The organism is Shouchella patagoniensis, assembly GCF_002019705.1.
GTDB lineage: Bacteria > Bacillota > Bacilli > Bacillales > Bacillaceae_D > Shouchella > Shouchella patagoniensis.
Genome location: NZ_KV917377.1, coordinates 2,697,986 through 2,713,330, shown reverse-complemented (window position 1 = coordinate 2,713,330; position 15,345 = coordinate 2,697,986). Strand labels below are relative to the sequence as shown.

The 15,345-nt window shown below is 39.7% G+C and carries 14 protein-coding genes and 1 pseudogene; 9 read left to right on the top strand and 6 right to left on the bottom strand.

Annotation, left to right across the window (positions count from 1 at the left end; translation table 11 throughout):
• The first annotated feature begins 30 nt into the window (after nucleotides 1–30).
• The 4 genes from BK584_RS14285 to rlmH all read left to right on the top strand — a co-directional run bounded on the left by BK584_RS14285 (nucleotide 31) and on the right by rlmH (nucleotide 3,196).
• Entirely contained in the window at nucleotides 31–825 is a 795-nt protein-coding gene (locus BK584_RS14285) for an MBL fold metallo-hydrolase (protein ID WP_078393236.1), read from the top strand.
• Nucleotides 826–1,025: 200 nt separating this feature from the next.
• A complete protein-coding gene (locus tag BK584_RS14280) occupies nucleotides 1,026–2,246 on the top strand; it encodes a S1C family serine protease (protein ID WP_078393235.1) in 1,221 nt (406 codons plus the stop codon).
• Nucleotides 2,247–2,376: 130 nt separating this feature from the next.
• Nucleotides 2,377–2,523 carry a CxxH/CxxC protein gene (locus tag BK584_RS14275; RefSeq protein ID WP_078393234.1) on the top strand — a complete coding sequence of 49 codons (147 nt, stop codon included), beginning with the start codon at nucleotides 2,377–2,379 and terminating at the stop codon, nucleotides 2,521–2,523.
• Between the two features lie 193 nt (nucleotides 2,524–2,716).
• Nucleotides 2,717–3,196 carry a 23S rRNA (pseudouridine(1915)-N(3))-methyltransferase RlmH gene (gene rlmH, locus BK584_RS14270; RefSeq protein WP_078393233.1) on the top strand — a complete coding sequence of 160 codons (480 nt, stop codon included), beginning with the start codon at nucleotides 2,717–2,719 and terminating at the stop codon, nucleotides 3,194–3,196.
• 74 nt (nucleotides 3,197–3,270) lie between these two features.
• On the opposite strand, the gene BK584_RS14265 is transcribed toward rlmH, so the two are convergent.
• Both BK584_RS14265 and BK584_RS14260 read right to left on the bottom strand, forming a co-directional pair.
• Nucleotides 3,271–3,780, bottom strand: a complete 510-nt coding sequence (locus BK584_RS14265; protein ID WP_078393232.1) for a TetR/AcrR family transcriptional regulator — start codon at nucleotides 3,778–3,780, stop codon at nucleotides 3,271–3,273.
• Nucleotides 3,781–4,099: 319 nt separating this feature from the next.
• Nucleotides 4,100–4,849 (bottom strand): SDR family NAD(P)-dependent oxidoreductase, encoded by a 750-nt coding sequence (locus BK584_RS14260; protein ID WP_078393231.1) that lies wholly within the window; start codon nucleotides 4,847–4,849, stop codon nucleotides 4,100–4,102.
• 312 nt (nucleotides 4,850–5,161) lie between these two features.
• Here BK584_RS14260 and BK584_RS25585 point away from each other — a divergent pair.
• Nucleotides 5,162–5,560 (top strand): annotated as a pseudogene (locus BK584_RS25585) (rhomboid family intramembrane serine protease); the annotation flags it as partial.
• 208 nt (nucleotides 5,561–5,768) lie between these two features.
• Here the strand turns inward: BK584_RS25585 and BK584_RS14245 are convergent.
• The gene (locus BK584_RS14245; RefSeq protein ID WP_078393228.1) at nucleotides 5,769–6,644 is read right to left on the bottom strand and encodes a LysR family transcriptional regulator; all 876 of its coding nucleotides are present in this window, start codon (nucleotides 6,642–6,644) and stop codon (nucleotides 5,769–5,771) included.
• Between the two features lie 121 nt (nucleotides 6,645–6,765).
• Between BK584_RS14245 and BK584_RS14240 the strand changes: the two genes are divergently transcribed.
• From BK584_RS14240 to BK584_RS14225, 4 genes are all read left to right on the top strand, one after another.
• Nucleotides 6,766–7,983, top strand: coding sequence for an amidohydrolase (locus BK584_RS14240; protein ID WP_078393227.1), 1,218 nt, complete (start codon nucleotides 6,766–6,768; stop codon nucleotides 7,981–7,983).
• Nucleotides 7,984–8,001: 18 nt separating this feature from the next.
• Entirely contained in the window at nucleotides 8,002–9,234 is a 1,233-nt protein-coding gene (locus BK584_RS14235) for an amidohydrolase (RefSeq protein WP_078393226.1), read from the top strand.
• 73 nt (nucleotides 9,235–9,307) lie between these two features.
• Nucleotides 9,308–10,117 carry a MerR family transcriptional regulator gene (locus BK584_RS14230; protein WP_078393225.1) on the top strand — a complete coding sequence of 270 codons (810 nt, stop codon included), beginning with the start codon at nucleotides 9,308–9,310 and terminating at the stop codon, nucleotides 10,115–10,117.
• 115 nt (nucleotides 10,118–10,232) lie between these two features.
• A complete protein-coding gene (locus tag BK584_RS14225; RefSeq protein WP_245809013.1) occupies nucleotides 10,233–11,000 on the top strand; it encodes a CPBP family intramembrane glutamic endopeptidase in 768 nt (255 codons plus the stop codon).
• A gap of 63 nt (nucleotides 11,001–11,063) precedes the next feature.
• On the opposite strand, the gene fabF is transcribed toward BK584_RS14225, so the two are convergent.
• The 3 genes from fabF to BK584_RS14210 form a co-directional block, all read right to left on the bottom strand.
• On the bottom strand, nucleotides 11,064–12,302 hold the full coding sequence (gene fabF, locus BK584_RS14220; protein ID WP_078393223.1) for a beta-ketoacyl-ACP synthase II: 1,239 nt from the start codon (nucleotides 12,300–12,302) through the stop codon (nucleotides 11,064–11,066).
• 135 nt (nucleotides 12,303–12,437) lie between these two features.
• Nucleotides 12,438–13,238 carry a sulfite exporter TauE/SafE family protein gene (locus BK584_RS14215; protein ID WP_078393222.1) on the bottom strand — a complete coding sequence of 267 codons (801 nt, stop codon included), beginning with the start codon at nucleotides 13,236–13,238 and terminating at the stop codon, nucleotides 12,438–12,440.
• A 283-nt stretch (nucleotides 13,239–13,521) separates the two neighbouring features.
• On the bottom strand, nucleotides 13,522–15,342 hold the full coding sequence (locus tag BK584_RS14210; RefSeq protein ID WP_078393221.1) for a methyl-accepting chemotaxis protein: 1,821 nt from the start codon (nucleotides 15,340–15,342) through the stop codon (nucleotides 13,522–13,524).
• Between the last annotated feature and the right edge of the window lie 3 nt (nucleotides 15,343–15,345).

Genomic DNA, 15,345 nt, shown 5'->3' with positions numbered 1-15,345 from the left:
GGTGTAAGCATCGATGGGGGAGGAAAAAGAATGAGTATGCGGTTCAGCGTGCTAGCAAGCGGCAGCACGGGGAACGCGATGTATGTGGAAACCGCATCACAGCGCATTTTAATTGATGCCGGTTTAACCGGTAAAAAGATGGATGAATTATTTGCTAAAATAGACCGTGATCCAAAAAGTGTGGATGCTCTCCTTGTGACACATGAGCACAGTGACCACATTAAAGGGGTTGGCATTTTTGCACGGAAACACCAAGTGCCAATCTATGCAAACGAAAAAACGTGGAAAGCAATGGAAAAGTCTCTCGGTCAGTTAACCCTTGATCAGAAGTTTGAGCTTGAACAAGGAGCGGTAAAACCTTTTGGGGATATCGAAGTGGAGTCGTTTGGTGTTTCTCATGACGCTGCTGATCCAATGTTTTATTGTTTTCGACATGATGGAAAGAAACTTGTGATAGCGACTGATATGGGCTATGTTAGCGAACGAATTAAACGAACCATAGAAGGCGCTGATTCGTACGTATTTGAATCCAATCATGATTTGAACATGCTACGAGTCGGACGTTATCCTTGGAACGTAAAAAGGCGCATTTTGAGTGATTTAGGCCATGTCTCAAATGAGGATGCCGCTCTTGCGTTAAGTGAAGTTGTACAAAATAAAGATGCTAATATTTATTTGGCGCATCTTAGCTTAGATAATAATATGAAAGATCTCGCTCGTATGACTGTAAAACAAGTACTCGAACAAGAAGGACACCGTGTGGGGGAGTCACTTCAGTTATATGATACGGATCCAAATAGCCCAACCCCTCTCTCAGTGGTTTAAAAAGAGGGGAAAACGTAAATAAATACGTATAAATGGATGTCTGTTTGTTTTTTTACCATGATTGGCGCTACTTTATCAACAATTGTTGGAAGACGGTCAAAAATCATTTAAATGCGCTAATAGACCTAGATGAGATGGGACGAATGGGTATAATAAAAGAACAATAGAATGCATTTAGATAAGACGGAAGGGGTTTACGTATGGGCTATTATGATGATCATGAATCTCGTTATAAAGAACCAAAACAAAAAAGCAATAACGGCCGTGTAGCTGGCTTTTCTGCATTCGGGGGAGCAATTATTGGTGGAGCCCTTATGCTAATGGTATCACCAGTAATGTCAAGCCTTGGGTTTAATGATGAGGCAAGCGAAAACAATGAGGATGCTGCTGCTACTCCACAAACCGAACAAGCTGATTCAAATGTCATTAATTTAGATGTGAATTCTGCTATAATGGATGTTGTTAATGACGTATCCGACTCGGTGATTGGGGTCATTAATATGCAACAAATGGATATGTTTGGTTCTGGAGATACGAGTGAAAGCGGAACGGGTTCTGGAGTTATATATAAAGAAGATGGAGATTCCGCTTATATCGTAACGAATCAACACGTCATTGAAGGAGCTTCAGAAGTAGAAGTTGCTCTCACTGACGGTACTAGAGTGCAAGCAGAAGTTGTTGGTGAAGATGAATTAACAGATCTTGCTGTATTGCGCATTGATAATGAGCATGTTGATACGTATGCTGTCTTTGGAAATTCGGATAACTTGAGTGTTGGTGAACCTGCAATTGCCATTGGGAACCCACTCGGTCTTGAATTTGCAGGAAGTGTAACGCAAGGAATTATTAGTGCAACAGAGCGAAGCATCCCTGTTGATTTAAGTGGCAATGGTCAAGTTGATTGGAATGCGGAAGTACTGCAAACCGATGCAGCGATTAATCCAGGTAATAGTGGAGGCGCCCTTATCAATATTAACGGTGAAGTAATTGGGATTAATTCAATGAAAATTGCTGGTATGGCTGAGGGACTAGGTTTTGCCATTCCAACATCAATCGTTGAGCCTGTTATTGCGGATCTTGAACAGTATGGGGAAGTAAGACGGCCAACGCTTGGAATTACATTGCGTAACGTTAATGAGTTGCCAAGTGCAGCGCTGCAAGATAGTCTTGGTTTACCAGAAGATGTGACAGAAGGAATTGTTGTTGTCGGTGTGAGTGGCGGTAGCCCAGCTGCTGATGCAGGCATTCAAGAACGTGATGTCATTGTTGAAATAGAGGGAGAAGCGATTGAAAACGCTCAAGACTTACGAAAAGCATTATACAGTGATATGGCGGTAGGCGATACAATTTCTGTTACGTTCTATCGTAATGGCGAAGAACAAACGGTAGATGTTACCCTTAACGAGCAACCGGATATTTAAATATAGAGCCCCTGCATAGATGCAGGAGGCTTTTTTTGTGTGAACGAGGTTCGTGAGCGTTACGTTGTATGCTCGCCTGTGGATAAGGGACATGCTATAATGACTAACGGATATAGAAAGGAAGAGACAAATGATTTTTGCATGTAATGAACATATTGAACTCGCTTTAGATGTAGCTGTGGATGAATGGGAAGTCCCTCCGGTTGTGGAAAAGTGCGAAACTGAAGAAAAATGTAGTTATTGCGAGGAAAAAGCCGTATACACAGTGGCGAAATAGTTAGATATAAACACTGTTGATATGTGGATAAGTTCTGTGGATAAAAGATGCTATCCTCTTGAAACACTTATCCCCATTGGGGGTAAACGATTACTTGTGAATAAGGGCATTTTACTTGGAAATAGGAGAAAAAGGAATAGAGCGCACTTTTTATACGAAAGTGCCAATTGTCACAAGGAGGAGTTATACACAAGTGAATATCACATTTCTGACAGTTGGTAAGCTAAAAGAGAAGTATTTAAAACAAGGTATGGAGGAATACAAAAAACGATTAGGTGCTTACGCAAAAATTCAAGAGATTGAAGTCCCTGATGAAAAAGCACCTGAAAATTTAAGTGAAGAAGACATGCGAATCGTCAAAAAAAAGGAAGGCGAACGAATTCTTGCAAAACTAAATGCCGATGCTTACGTCATCGCCCTCGCCATCGAAGGCCAGATGAAAACAAGTGAACAACTCGCTAAAGGAATTGAACAACTGGGCATTCACGGTAAGAGTAAAGTGGTGTTTATTATTGGCGGATCATTAGGCCTAGCAGATGAAGTATACGACCGAGCAGATGAACTGCTGTCATTTTCTAAGATGACTTTCCCTCACCAACTGATGAAGCTTGTGCTAATGGAGCAAGTGTATAGGAGTTTCCGGATTATGAGGGGGGAACCGTATCATAAGTAAATAAGGTTTTTTGAAATCTAAAGGAATCTAAGCGGAAATATTAAATAGAATACCAATGAATTTGAACTGCCTTTTCATTTAACTTTACTGCTTTCGGAAAGCAAGTGCTGAAGAATTGCCTCCACCGACTCCATCACATCTGGCATCTGTGCAATCCATAGAGTAGATTCATTCAGCGCACCTGAGAGGATATGCGTTAACGCATCAATGGATACCGATTCAAAGTACCCTTGTTGCTGCCTAAATTGGAGTTGTTCGTGCAATAACCGCATAGAGCCTTGTTCATCCATGCTTCGCCAAATTTCCCATCCTAGCACTGCCGGCCCGTCTATAAGCATGATTCGCTTATTTTTTTGTTCGACGGCTGTGGTGACAAAGGCACGGCAGCCAAGAATTAGCTGCTCCCATACATCTTTGCTCTTACCTGACTCAGCTTCAACCTTTTCTGCAACTTCATTCTGAACAGATTCTAGTACAGCAAGAAAGAGCCCTTTTTTACTCCCGAAGTAGTGATAGACTGCACCTCGTGTTAAGTTAGCGTCCTTAACTATTTCATCCAACCCAGTAGCTGCGTAGCCGTGCATTGATATGTAGGAGGAAAAAGGTGCAAGAAATCAATCTTTTATGGAATTATTTAAAACACAAAAAAAGCGTTCTCCAGAAAGATTCATATACACACACGCAATTGTGAGGAAAAGAATCTTTCCAAGAACGCCTAACGTTTCATTCCATAACCTGCTAACATTAAGGGTTGCAATAAAACAAAAAATAACCTAATAAGTAACGATTCGCTAAATTTGTATTAATCAGTAATTTATGATAAACCCAAAAATCTATATTAAATGATTAATGATTTTTCTAGTTGATCCTAATCGCTTTATGTGACTTAAATGCCTAGCTATGTTATTTAGTATTTGTGAACCCACCATCAATGCGAATTACTTCACCGTTGATGTATTGAGCTTTAGAAGTGAGTAAGAAGGTTACTAGTTCTGCCACTTCCTCTGGAGTACCTAAACGTTTTTGCGGTATCCCACTTGTAGCATTTTCTTTCATTTTTGGATTTGCTTCATAAAACTCTTTTACCATCGGTGTTTCTGTAGGACCTGGAGCAATAGTATTTACACGTAAGCCATCTTTTGCATATTCTGCAACCATACTCTTTGTTAAACCAACAATACCGTGCTTAGTAGCAGCGTATGTTACAACAGAATCCTGACCAATCACACCGGCACTTGAAGCAGTGTTCACAATCGATCCTCCACCATTTTTCAACATGACTTCTGCGACATAATGAACACCATATAAAGCACCCATTAAGTTAATACCAACAATGCTATTAATTTCTTCAATCGCTGTATCTAAGAAAAACTTACCGCTACCTGATATTCCAGCATTATTGAAGAAATAATCAATTGTTCCAAAATGTTCAACGGTTTTATCAACGTAGTTTTTAACTTCTTCGGGCTTTGAAACATCCGCTTTGATAAAAATCGAGTCTACTCCTAACTCCTTCACCATATCAACAGTTTCTTTTCCACCTTGTTCATTTACATCTACAACAGAAATATTAACTCCTTCTTTTGCTAAACGAATAGCAGCAGCTTGTCCTAATCCACTACCAGCTCCTGTAATAATTGCAGCTTTGTCCATTTACATTACCTCCAAATAATATGTCATTTGTGTATTATATCCCTCTTTTTCACAAGTATTCGATCTCATCTTTATGGATGATAACTTTCATATGAAGAAAGTTAAGGACAATATCCTAGTTGTTTTAGGTGCAATCTATAGTATATTTTTTGTTTATTCAGTCTGTCAAAACGCAAATACATCTCCCATAACACTGACATTCATTTTTATGTATGCACTTATTTATTTTGCAGATGAACTCATTTTAAAGAATAAATTGTCTAGTTGGGGGACTGGAAAGAGTTTTGATAATATGGGGAAGGAGAATGGTATAGGCTCATCACAGCCCCATTTTTCCATATGAACTTATTACATATGATGGCAAACCTTTTCGGTATATATTTCGTAGGTTCTTTTTTAGAAGACAAAATTGGTAGTGTGTTGTTTCTGCTTATTTACATGGTCGGAAACCTTTTCGTTTCCTTGTTATTTTCTGTATTTTCTTCATTTACTAAAGGGACAGGAGCATCCCCAGGTATATTTGCTTTAATTGGTTGTGGTTTTTATTTGTATATCCAATCCCTAGAATTATTGGATTTAAAGATTGATACTTGGCCAACAATGTATCTAATCCTCTATATTATTTTAGGTAACTTAATAGGTATAAAAGGAGCTATTTCTCATGTTCTAGGCTTCATTTTTGGGATATTGTTGAGTATATTACTAGTTTAATATTTCGTTCAAACTTAAAAAGGTAGTTTAAAGAGAACAAAGTTTTTGAAATAATATATTAAAAACAATCATACGTTTTATTACTCATTTCATAGCTTGAAAAAAGTGTACAGGTAAAATCAAGAAGCAACAGTTATAAACTCGATAATCTAACAAAGGGAGCGGAATAGCTTCCTTTTTTTATTTTTATTCATAGACTAATTTAAGCTTAAACCAACTCCCTCAGCGCTTCCACTAACCTCTCTGCAGGTTTTGAAAGGTTATGATTCTTTAACCAGATCAATCCGACGGGTGATAGGAATGGTTCATCGTCTAAAATCTCAAGGGCCTTTATGTTTGAATAGGTGTTCTGTTTGACGAAGGCTTCAGGGACAATGGCATTCGTCATATTTAGATCAATCATTTGGGTAAGGAGGTGAATGTCGGAGCATTCGCCTATTAGGGAGTGGTCCACTCCTCTTTTGGCAAGGCGCTCGCGTATAAGGGAGTACACGCCTAATCCTTCTGAGCTTGGTAACATTAATGGGTGGTCGTTTATATGCTGCCAAGTGATTGTTTTGTTTAATGGCATTTGTTCAGATGTGACAAAATAAAAAGGTTCATCTTTTAAATGTAAGACCTCGAAGTCACTTAGATGTAAAGGGAGTCTGATTAGCGCTAACTCAATGGTTCTGTCCTTTACTAGCTGGCATAAGTGACTTGATTCATTTTGCTGGATCTTAAGGTGAACATTTGGATAGAGCTGATAGAATTGTTGAATACTAGTCAGTAATTCGGTAGAAGAAAACGTATTCACACCAATACTTAACGTACCTCGTAACCCGGCTCCAATGTCCTTCACGTTTTGTTTTGCTTCTTCAGTAAGCTGCAAGATATCTAATGCAGATTGATAGAGGGAGCGACCAGCTGCTGTTAATTCAAGCTTTCTTCCGTTGCGATGAAAGAGCAATGTATCTAATTCCTTTTCCAATGAGCGTAACTGCTGACTCAGAGGTGGTTGTGACATATATAATTTTTCAGCTGCAGCTGAAATGTTTCCTTGCTCAACAATTTCTTTGAAGTAGCGTAGTTGCTTAAGATCCATCCTCATTCACCCTCTACCATTGTTCCTATATGATAAACCTTATTCTACTCCATTTTATTCATATACTGAAATGTCTAAAAGGTGTGCTACCATTTGATTAAGCCATTATAGGAGGGAACAAATGCATACGTCTACATATTGGATCTTTAATGTTGCGCTTGAAACAGGCTTTATTTATCAAAATAAAGAAGTGGTTGGCACCGAGACAAAACGATTCTTTCTACAAATCGAATCAGATTCTATTGTGAAGATTCAAGAAGAACAGCCAAAAGAAAATGTGACCTCTATTGATGCAAAGGGTTTATTGCTCATGCCGTCGTTTAGAGATATGCATATTCACTTAGATAAGACGTTTTATGGTGGTCCATGGAAAGCTCCAACAAAAGCTACAGGTGGGATTTTTACGCGTTTACAAGAAGAAGACGTATTGCTTCCACAATTAAAACCGTATACGAAGGAACGCGCCGAGAAGCTTATCGACTTGCTTATCGAGTCAGGTACAACTAAGATTCGTACGCATTGTAATGTCGGTCATGTAGAGGGGGTGCATCAGTTAGAGGCCACTGTAGAGGCTCGAGAAAAGTATAAAGATCACGTTGATATCGAAATTGTTGCTTTTCCGCAACAAGGTCTGATTAGAGGACAAGCTAGTCCGTATGTACAGGATGCTCTAAAAAATGGAGCCACTCTAGTTGGCGGGGTAGACCCTGCTACGATTGATGGAGACATTGAGCGGTCTTTACAGACGATGGTGGAATTAGCTGTAGAGAACAATGCAGGAATCGACTTACATCTTCATGACAGTGGTCACTTAGGATTGTTTACAATGAAGCGTCTAGCTACTTTAACGAAAGAAGCAAACTTGCAAGGGCGCGTAACCATTAGTCATGCCTTGGCATTAGCAGATATTCGCGAGGATGAGTTAGCAGATATGGCGTCTCTCTTGAATGAGCAGACTATTGATATCACTTCAACTGTATCACTTAGCAAAACGATTCCCATTCCTTTTCTTCACGAACAGGGGGTATCTGTCTCTTTAGGAGCGGATAGCATTACCGACCATTGGTCTCCTTTTGGGAATGGCGATAGCCTGGACAAAGCGGGCGTCTATGCTGAAAGGTTTGGAAAGAAAGATGAGTCTTCTTTACATCATGCTCTTTCGTTCATTACCGGAAATGTGACGCCTCTTAATCAGGAAGGGAGCAGGGTATGGCCAACAGTCGGGACACCAGCTGATTTAGTATTGGTGGATGCGGTATGTAGCGCACAAGCAGTGGCAAGGCGTGCAGAGAGAAGAGCTGTGTTTTTTAAAGGAAAGATGATTGTTAATAAGATTTAATTAGAGGAGGGCACACACATGAGCATTACATATTGGCTAAGGGATGTAAGAATTGAAACAGGATATCTTCAGGAGGAAGGACATTATGTTGGAACGAAAACGGAATCCGTACATGTAAAAATCGTCGATGGCTTGGTGAAGCATGTGATTACGGATGACCACAGTATGGATAAAACAGAGAGCCATATTGAAGGAAAAGGACTTCTCTTATTACCTTCCTTAGTAGAAAAGCATTGCCACCTAGATAAGACGTTACTTGGAGAGATGTGGCGCCCGGTAAAGAAAGTGAATTCAATTTTTGAACGCTTTGAAATGGAGAAGAACATTCTCCCTCGCCTAGATACAACGATAAAGGAACGAGCGGAAAAACTCCTCGATATTTATGTTGAAAATGGGGTGACTCATTTGCGAACACATGTGGATATTTATCCAGAGATTGGACTTACCCATTTAGATGAAGTTATTGAAGCCATCCAAACATTTGAGGATAAAGTAGACGTAGAAATCGTTGCTTTTCCTCAACACGGTTTATTACGTGATGAAACGATCCAGCTTCTAAGAAAAGCACTAACGTATAAAGAGGTTCACTATATAGGTGGAGTCGATCCAGCTTCCGTTGACGGAAATATAGAGGAATCGTTACAGACGATGGTCCAATTGGCAGACGAATTTGACGTAGGTATTGATTTGCATTTGCATGATGCGGATTATTTGGGGACCTTTACAATGAAACGGCTAGCTCAACTGGTTATCGAGACCGATCTCAAAAAGGATGTGTTCATTAGTCATGCCTTTGGCCTAGCAGATGTTCCACTTAACCAACTGAAAGAGACAGCTGATTTGTTAGCTAAAGCAGGAATCACCATTGTTACAAGTGTACCAATAAGCAGACCTTTTCCTCCTGTCCGATTTCTAATGGAGCGAGGCGTCCATGTATCTGTGGGCTGCGATAACATCTTTGATCTATGGTCCCCATTTGGGAATGGAGATCTCATTGAAAGAGTAAGCCGTCTAGCAGAAGCATCGAGATGGAGTGATGAATGGGAGTTAGCACAAAGCTTAAACTACATCACCCAGGGCAAGGCAGCTATAACAAAAGAAGGTAGGGTCCAATGGCTGAGAGAGGACGAGGAAGCAAATTTTATACTCGCAAAAGCCGATTCCACTGCAGAAGTGGTAGCGAGACGCATTAAACCGGAGATGACCATTTTTAAGGGGAAAATCACTGCAAGTACGAATAAAGACCTGTAAAATAGAGAATACGTTCGAACTGGAGGGTTAGAAATAGAGATCAAACGTATTTCTTTGAGGAGGTCAAGATGGAATGAATAGGAATACATATCGAACAAGTCAATTAGGAGAAATTCTTGGTGCATCAAGAGATGCGCTAAGGTATTACGAGGAACTTGGAATTGTTAAACCAAATCAAAGTGAAACAAATAATTATCGGCAATTTGATAACAAGGATATGTATACACTAATGGTGGCGGACTTTTATAAAAAGAGAAACTTATCGATGAGAGAAGTGAGAGATTTACAAGAGGGAAGAGCCATACATGAACTGGAACATTTATTAGAGATAAAAGCCGACCAATTAGAGAAGACGATCCGGAATAATCAGCATATGCTCCAAAAGATAAAGGAGACAAAGGCATTTTGTGAAGAAATAAACAAATATTTAAATAACTGTTCCATAAGGGATCTCCCACTTTATGAAGTACTAGGGGAGTTCTCTGATTTTTATTCCTTTTTAGAGTATCCCTTGATACTGAAGAGTATGGATTTGAAGAAGGATGATATTCTTAGCAAAATCATGAGAGCATTTACGTTTAATCAAGATGGATTTATTGATTCTAAGATGTATATTGTCGAAAAGCAAAAATCAAATGCTAGAGAGGAACATCGATCCTATTTACAACATTCTAAATGTATCTATACGATTGTTGAAGATGGAAGGTATGGAAATGGAGACAACGACATTAAAGATAAGGTGTTTGCTTCGACTTTAGAGTGGGGGAATGAGCGTGGTCTTAAACCAAAGGGAATGGCTTTTGTGAATACCCGTCTTATTACATATCTTGATAAAAAAGAACGAGCCTTTTTAGAGATCTATATTCCTGTTAAAGAACAATGAGCATCTTGCTAAAGATTTATTGACCTGGGTGTTACACCATCGTTTACGTTTAAAATCAATGGAATTGTGATTCCATTGATTTTTTTTAATAAAGGATGGTGATCGTTTGTATCAAATGCTAAAAAGATATGTTTTCTGGACGTACATTGCTTTATATGGATTTATTCTAGTGATAGGACTGACGATGTATGGATTAAACGCTCAACCTGCAGTAGAAGTACTAATCGTCTTATCATCATGGTCTGCTACATTTGTCTTTGTGCTGATGTTTCGTAAAATCTATCCACATAGAAACTTATGGAACTATATAAAAAGTCAATTTAGGGAAAAATTGAGTGTATTAACGGTAGTCTGTGTGGTTTGCATTCAAAGCCTCTTATTAATAGGTGTACTTTTCCTATCATATATCGTATGGAATGTACCAATATCCGAACAATTGACTGCTTCATGGGCTTCGCTTTTTCTTTTATTTGGCTACAATTTCATTCTTGGACCACTAGGGGAAGAATTAGGGTGGAGGGGATTTGTATTAAATGAATTGCAAAAACGAGTTAGTCCATTAAAATCAGCTCTAATTATTGGAATATTGTGGGGGTTTTGGCATTTGCCGTTGTGGCTTATCTCAGGATTCACTGGATTGCAGTTGGTACAATATATCATTTGTTTCTTAGGTGGGATTGTTGCAGTATCCATTATCATCACTGCCTTTTATAACATAAATAAAAACCTTATAATTCCAATTATCATTCATCAACTTTTTAATTATTCAATTGCCATTCAGGTGGGAAATGTACTTCATATGCTTACGATTACCTCCATACTTTATGTACTCGTCGCCATGGTAATGGTGCTCGTAAATTATAAAAAGTGTTTGTATACGTAAGTAGATACACCAAAACAAGGGCTGCGCGTTGTGCAGTCCTTGTTTTAGTAACACCTGGATACTTTACTCATTAGAAAACTTTTTAAAGGCTAGGACTGCATTATGCCCTCCAAAGCCAAATCCATTGGAAAGGGCATAATCGACTTTTTGTTCTTGGGTCTTATTTGCGACATAATCTAAATCACAGTCCGGATCGTGATTGGTGTAATTAATTGTAGGCGGTAAGATACCATTTTCAACCGCTTTTAACGTGATGATTGCTTCTAACCCTCCGGCTGCACCGAAGAGATGACCAGTCATCGACTTTGTTGAACTAACCTTTAATTGATAGGCGTGTTCACCAAATAAGTCTTTAATGGCGTTTGTTTCCGAACGGTCTCCTTCTGGCGTACTTGTACCATGAGCGTTAATGTAAGAGATTTGTTCTTTTTGTATTCCTGCCATATCAACAGCTAGGCGCATTGCTCGAGACGCACCATCATAGTTAGGCGAAGTGATATGAAAAGCATCTGTTGTGGAGCCATAGCCCACAATTTCTCCGAGTATGTGTGCTCCGCGTTTTTTGGCATGCTCATATTCCTCAAGCATGACGATCCCAGCTCCTTCAGACATAACAAATCCGTCACGAGCGTTATCAAATGGGCGGCTTGCTTGACTAGGTGTTCCATTATTTGTGGACATTGCCCTCATTTTTGAGAAACCTGCAAAAGATAAAGGGTTAATAGATGCTTCAGCGCCACCAGCCAATATGCCGTCTGAATATCCATGCTTAATGTTTAAAAACGCTTCTCCGATGGCATGGTTGCCTGTTGCGCATGCCGAAACAGGAGAAAAGCTTGTTCCTTTAAACCCGGTTTTAATCGCAATGAGACCTGTAGCCATATTGCTGATCATCATCGGCACCATGAAAGGGGACACGCGTCTGGGACCGCGTTCTTGTAAATTCGAATGGTTCTCCATTGTTGTATCAATGCCACCGATACCCGATCCAACATATACGCCAAATCGTTCTAAAGGAATCTCTTCTCTATTCAAACCTGATTGCTCAAGAGCTTGCTTCGATGCTGCGTATGCAAACTGAATGAAGCGGTCGTATTTCGTGACCTCTTTCTTTTCAAAGTAGTATTCTGGATCAAAATCAGATACAATCCCACCGATTTTTGTAGGCATCGCAGCATATGCATCATCTTCAAGGAAGCGAATACCTGATTGACCTCCTTGAATGGCTTCCCATAAACGATCAACTGAACTGCCTAATGGGCTAATAGCCCCGTATCCTGTAACAACAACGCGTCTGCTCATCTGTATTCTCCTTCATTTGCTTGTAATAAATGTATTTGAATTTGTGATAATGAACTGTATGGCAAGCTCAATAATTTGCGTTTTTCGTTTCCTTTTTATGCAAGAACCTTTATTAGAGGCTCTCGCACTTGAACCCTAGCCAATAATCATAAGAACGACAACAATAAACAGCAAGATTAAATAAAATTTTGAAAAGAGTGAATCTGGCAATTGTTGTGCCCATTTTCTTCCGATTGGTACGCCAAAAAATCCGCCTATTGTAAATCCAACAAGTGCAGGGAGGTAAATGAACCCGATTGTCGAAGAAGGCATTCCTTCTGCTTGTAAGCCCGTCATTAAATAGGTGGCAGAGCCTACAATGGCTATTGGCAAACCTAATGGCGTAGCAAGAGCAACCGCATTTAGCATACGCATTCCTTTTTTTCGAAGATAAGGAATGGTCATGACGCTTCCGCCAATGCCTAACAAGGTTGAGATAAAGCCAATTCCTGTTCCAACAAAAGCACTTGATCTTGGTTTCGGAAGACGAAAAGGTGTATCGATTTCTTTTGTAAACGTCTTTCTCAAGCTATTGCTGATGAGGACATAAACCAACAAACTGATAAAAGCAATTCGAAGAACCTCGCTATTAATAAAAACAGCGATGAGGCCACCTAGTAAAGACCCTACTGCAATCGATCCAACCAATCGTTTGAATACCGACCAAGTTACGTTTCCTTTTCTTGCGTGGTTTATGGTTGAGTTAAAAGAATTGATAATCATTACAGCGAGGGATGTACCGATAGCTGTATGCATTAAATAATTTGATGGGATGGTATCAGGCAGGAATGCGAATAAAATAGGAACAACAACAAAGCCCCCACCAAAGCCAAACATACTAGAAAGAATTCCAATGAAAATGCCAATTAAAGAAAAAACAAGAAGTGATAGTTCCATATGTAGTCATCTCTTTTCTCTCAAGTTCCTTTATTGTAGACGAATTGAATCGTACCATTAGTCTGTTTTTTGAGCAAACTGTACCAATTAATTCGCTATAAGGTTTCGATTTGATGAGGAATGCAATTCTACTATATATCATTCTCCATTTGAAAAGAACTTATTGTATAATCCTGTATCGAGAGCGATATATGTTAACTGCAGGACACCAACATAACGAATGAACCTGACTCAAAGACAAAAAAAGCCCTCCTACCAAAAGGTAAGAGGGCTTCCTTCATTTTTAACCCCAATTAAACAGCTGCAAAAACCTCTGCCATATACTTGGTTCGTCTTCATCGTCATCTGCTTCTTCGTTATTCTCCACTAGCTTTACACTTTCGGTTTGGATCACAAACTGTACGTTTTTGACAATGTCATTGTTTTCGGGTGAAACAAAGGAGATCGCCTCATAATCTGATTTGTCATATTGTGCGATCATTTCATCGATTTCGGTTTGCATTTCGTCTGGGATCTCTGCGGTTGCTTTCTCAAGTTCTCCCATGCCTTGGTGCACTTCAGATAGACCAGAGGATAACTCATTTGTGCCACCCGCTGACTCTTCAATGCCAGAATGAATCTCATCGTAAGCGCCAGAAAGCTCGCTTACACCGTTGGCATATTCATTTAACCCGTTATGGAACGACCCATATTGTGTTGCTAGTTCATCTATGCCGTTCTTTAATTCATCTAGACCAGCACCAAAGTCAATGTCTTCCATTTCGCTAAGAGCTTCTTCAATCGAAGAAGAAAACGCATCAATTCCTTCTCCTATTTGTAAAACGGATGTCTTGATTTCTGCAAGAGCTGGGGCCACAGCAGCGAAAGCCTCATCTACTGCCTCAAACGTTCCTTTTGCGCTTTTTGAAGCGGCATAGGTTTCAACTAACATGTCTACAGTTTCAGAATCAGGATTGTTTTCATATAATTGTTGAATGTCTTCTTCCGCGATATCATGATCAGGAATGTCGTCAATCTCTGTTTTTAGAGCATTGTAGGCCTGCTCATAATTCGTACTTAATTCCTCAATCCCGCTGCCTATTTCAGTCATGCCGCCTGAAAATTGACTAAGGGCATCAAACAATTCATCATCTAGCCCAATATCGAGATCGAAATCGGTTGCTTCCATGCTATCCCCTTGGAGTCCCTCGTTTAAATCATTTAAGCTTTGTTTAATCGCACTTGATGCAAAAACAAGTTCACTGCCAGCACCAGCGGTTTCGCTCATCCCTGCTTGATAGTTACTGGAACCTTCCTTAAGTTGATATAACCCAGAAGATAAGCCGTTCAGACCTTCGTGCAGATCACCAAGACCAGTTGTTAAATCAGAAATGGCTCCAGTCAAAGAATCAAATTCTCCCGTTAATTCTTCAGTGTCCGGTGAATCAATCGCAAATGAAGAAGGGAGAGCCGCTATTTCAATTCCTTCAAATTCAAAGTCAGAGACAGTTGCAGTTAAGGTGAAATCTGCTTCTTCTTCAGGCATGACAGTATAAGTAAGTTGCTTGTTTTGACCAGCGTTAGCAATCGTTGCTTCTGGTGCGTTAATGTCACTAAACTTTTGGCTATTAAGCGGAATGGAAATTTGCAGCATGTAATTTTCAAAGAAGGCGGGATCAATGTCTTCGTTTTGTGTAACCTGAATGGCTAATTCAAGTTCGCCCTCTCTTCCAAGTAAGTCAGCTCCGTCAAGTTGTTCACCGTTTAATGCGTACGTAATCTCGAACGCCCAAGGAAGCTGTGATTGTTGTTCAAGATTGCCCTGATAATAAAACATGCCTGTCGGTACGTTTAATTCAATTTCATTGTCATTTTGCGTGATCTCGGATAAATCAGTTAGGTTTGTGATCTGGTCATACGCGCCATAGTCTAGAATCGTTCCTTCTTCCTCAACGTCTAAAGCATTGACTACATATAGTTCATCGACGCTGCCATTCGTTTGCAAGTTTGCATAAATCACTTCGTCTTTAGAAGAAATGGTTCCTTCGTTTGTATTTGCACTTACGTGGAGTGTGGGCTGTATTAGTACGGCAACGGCAAGAAGCAGCGTTGTTTTTTGTTTCATTCG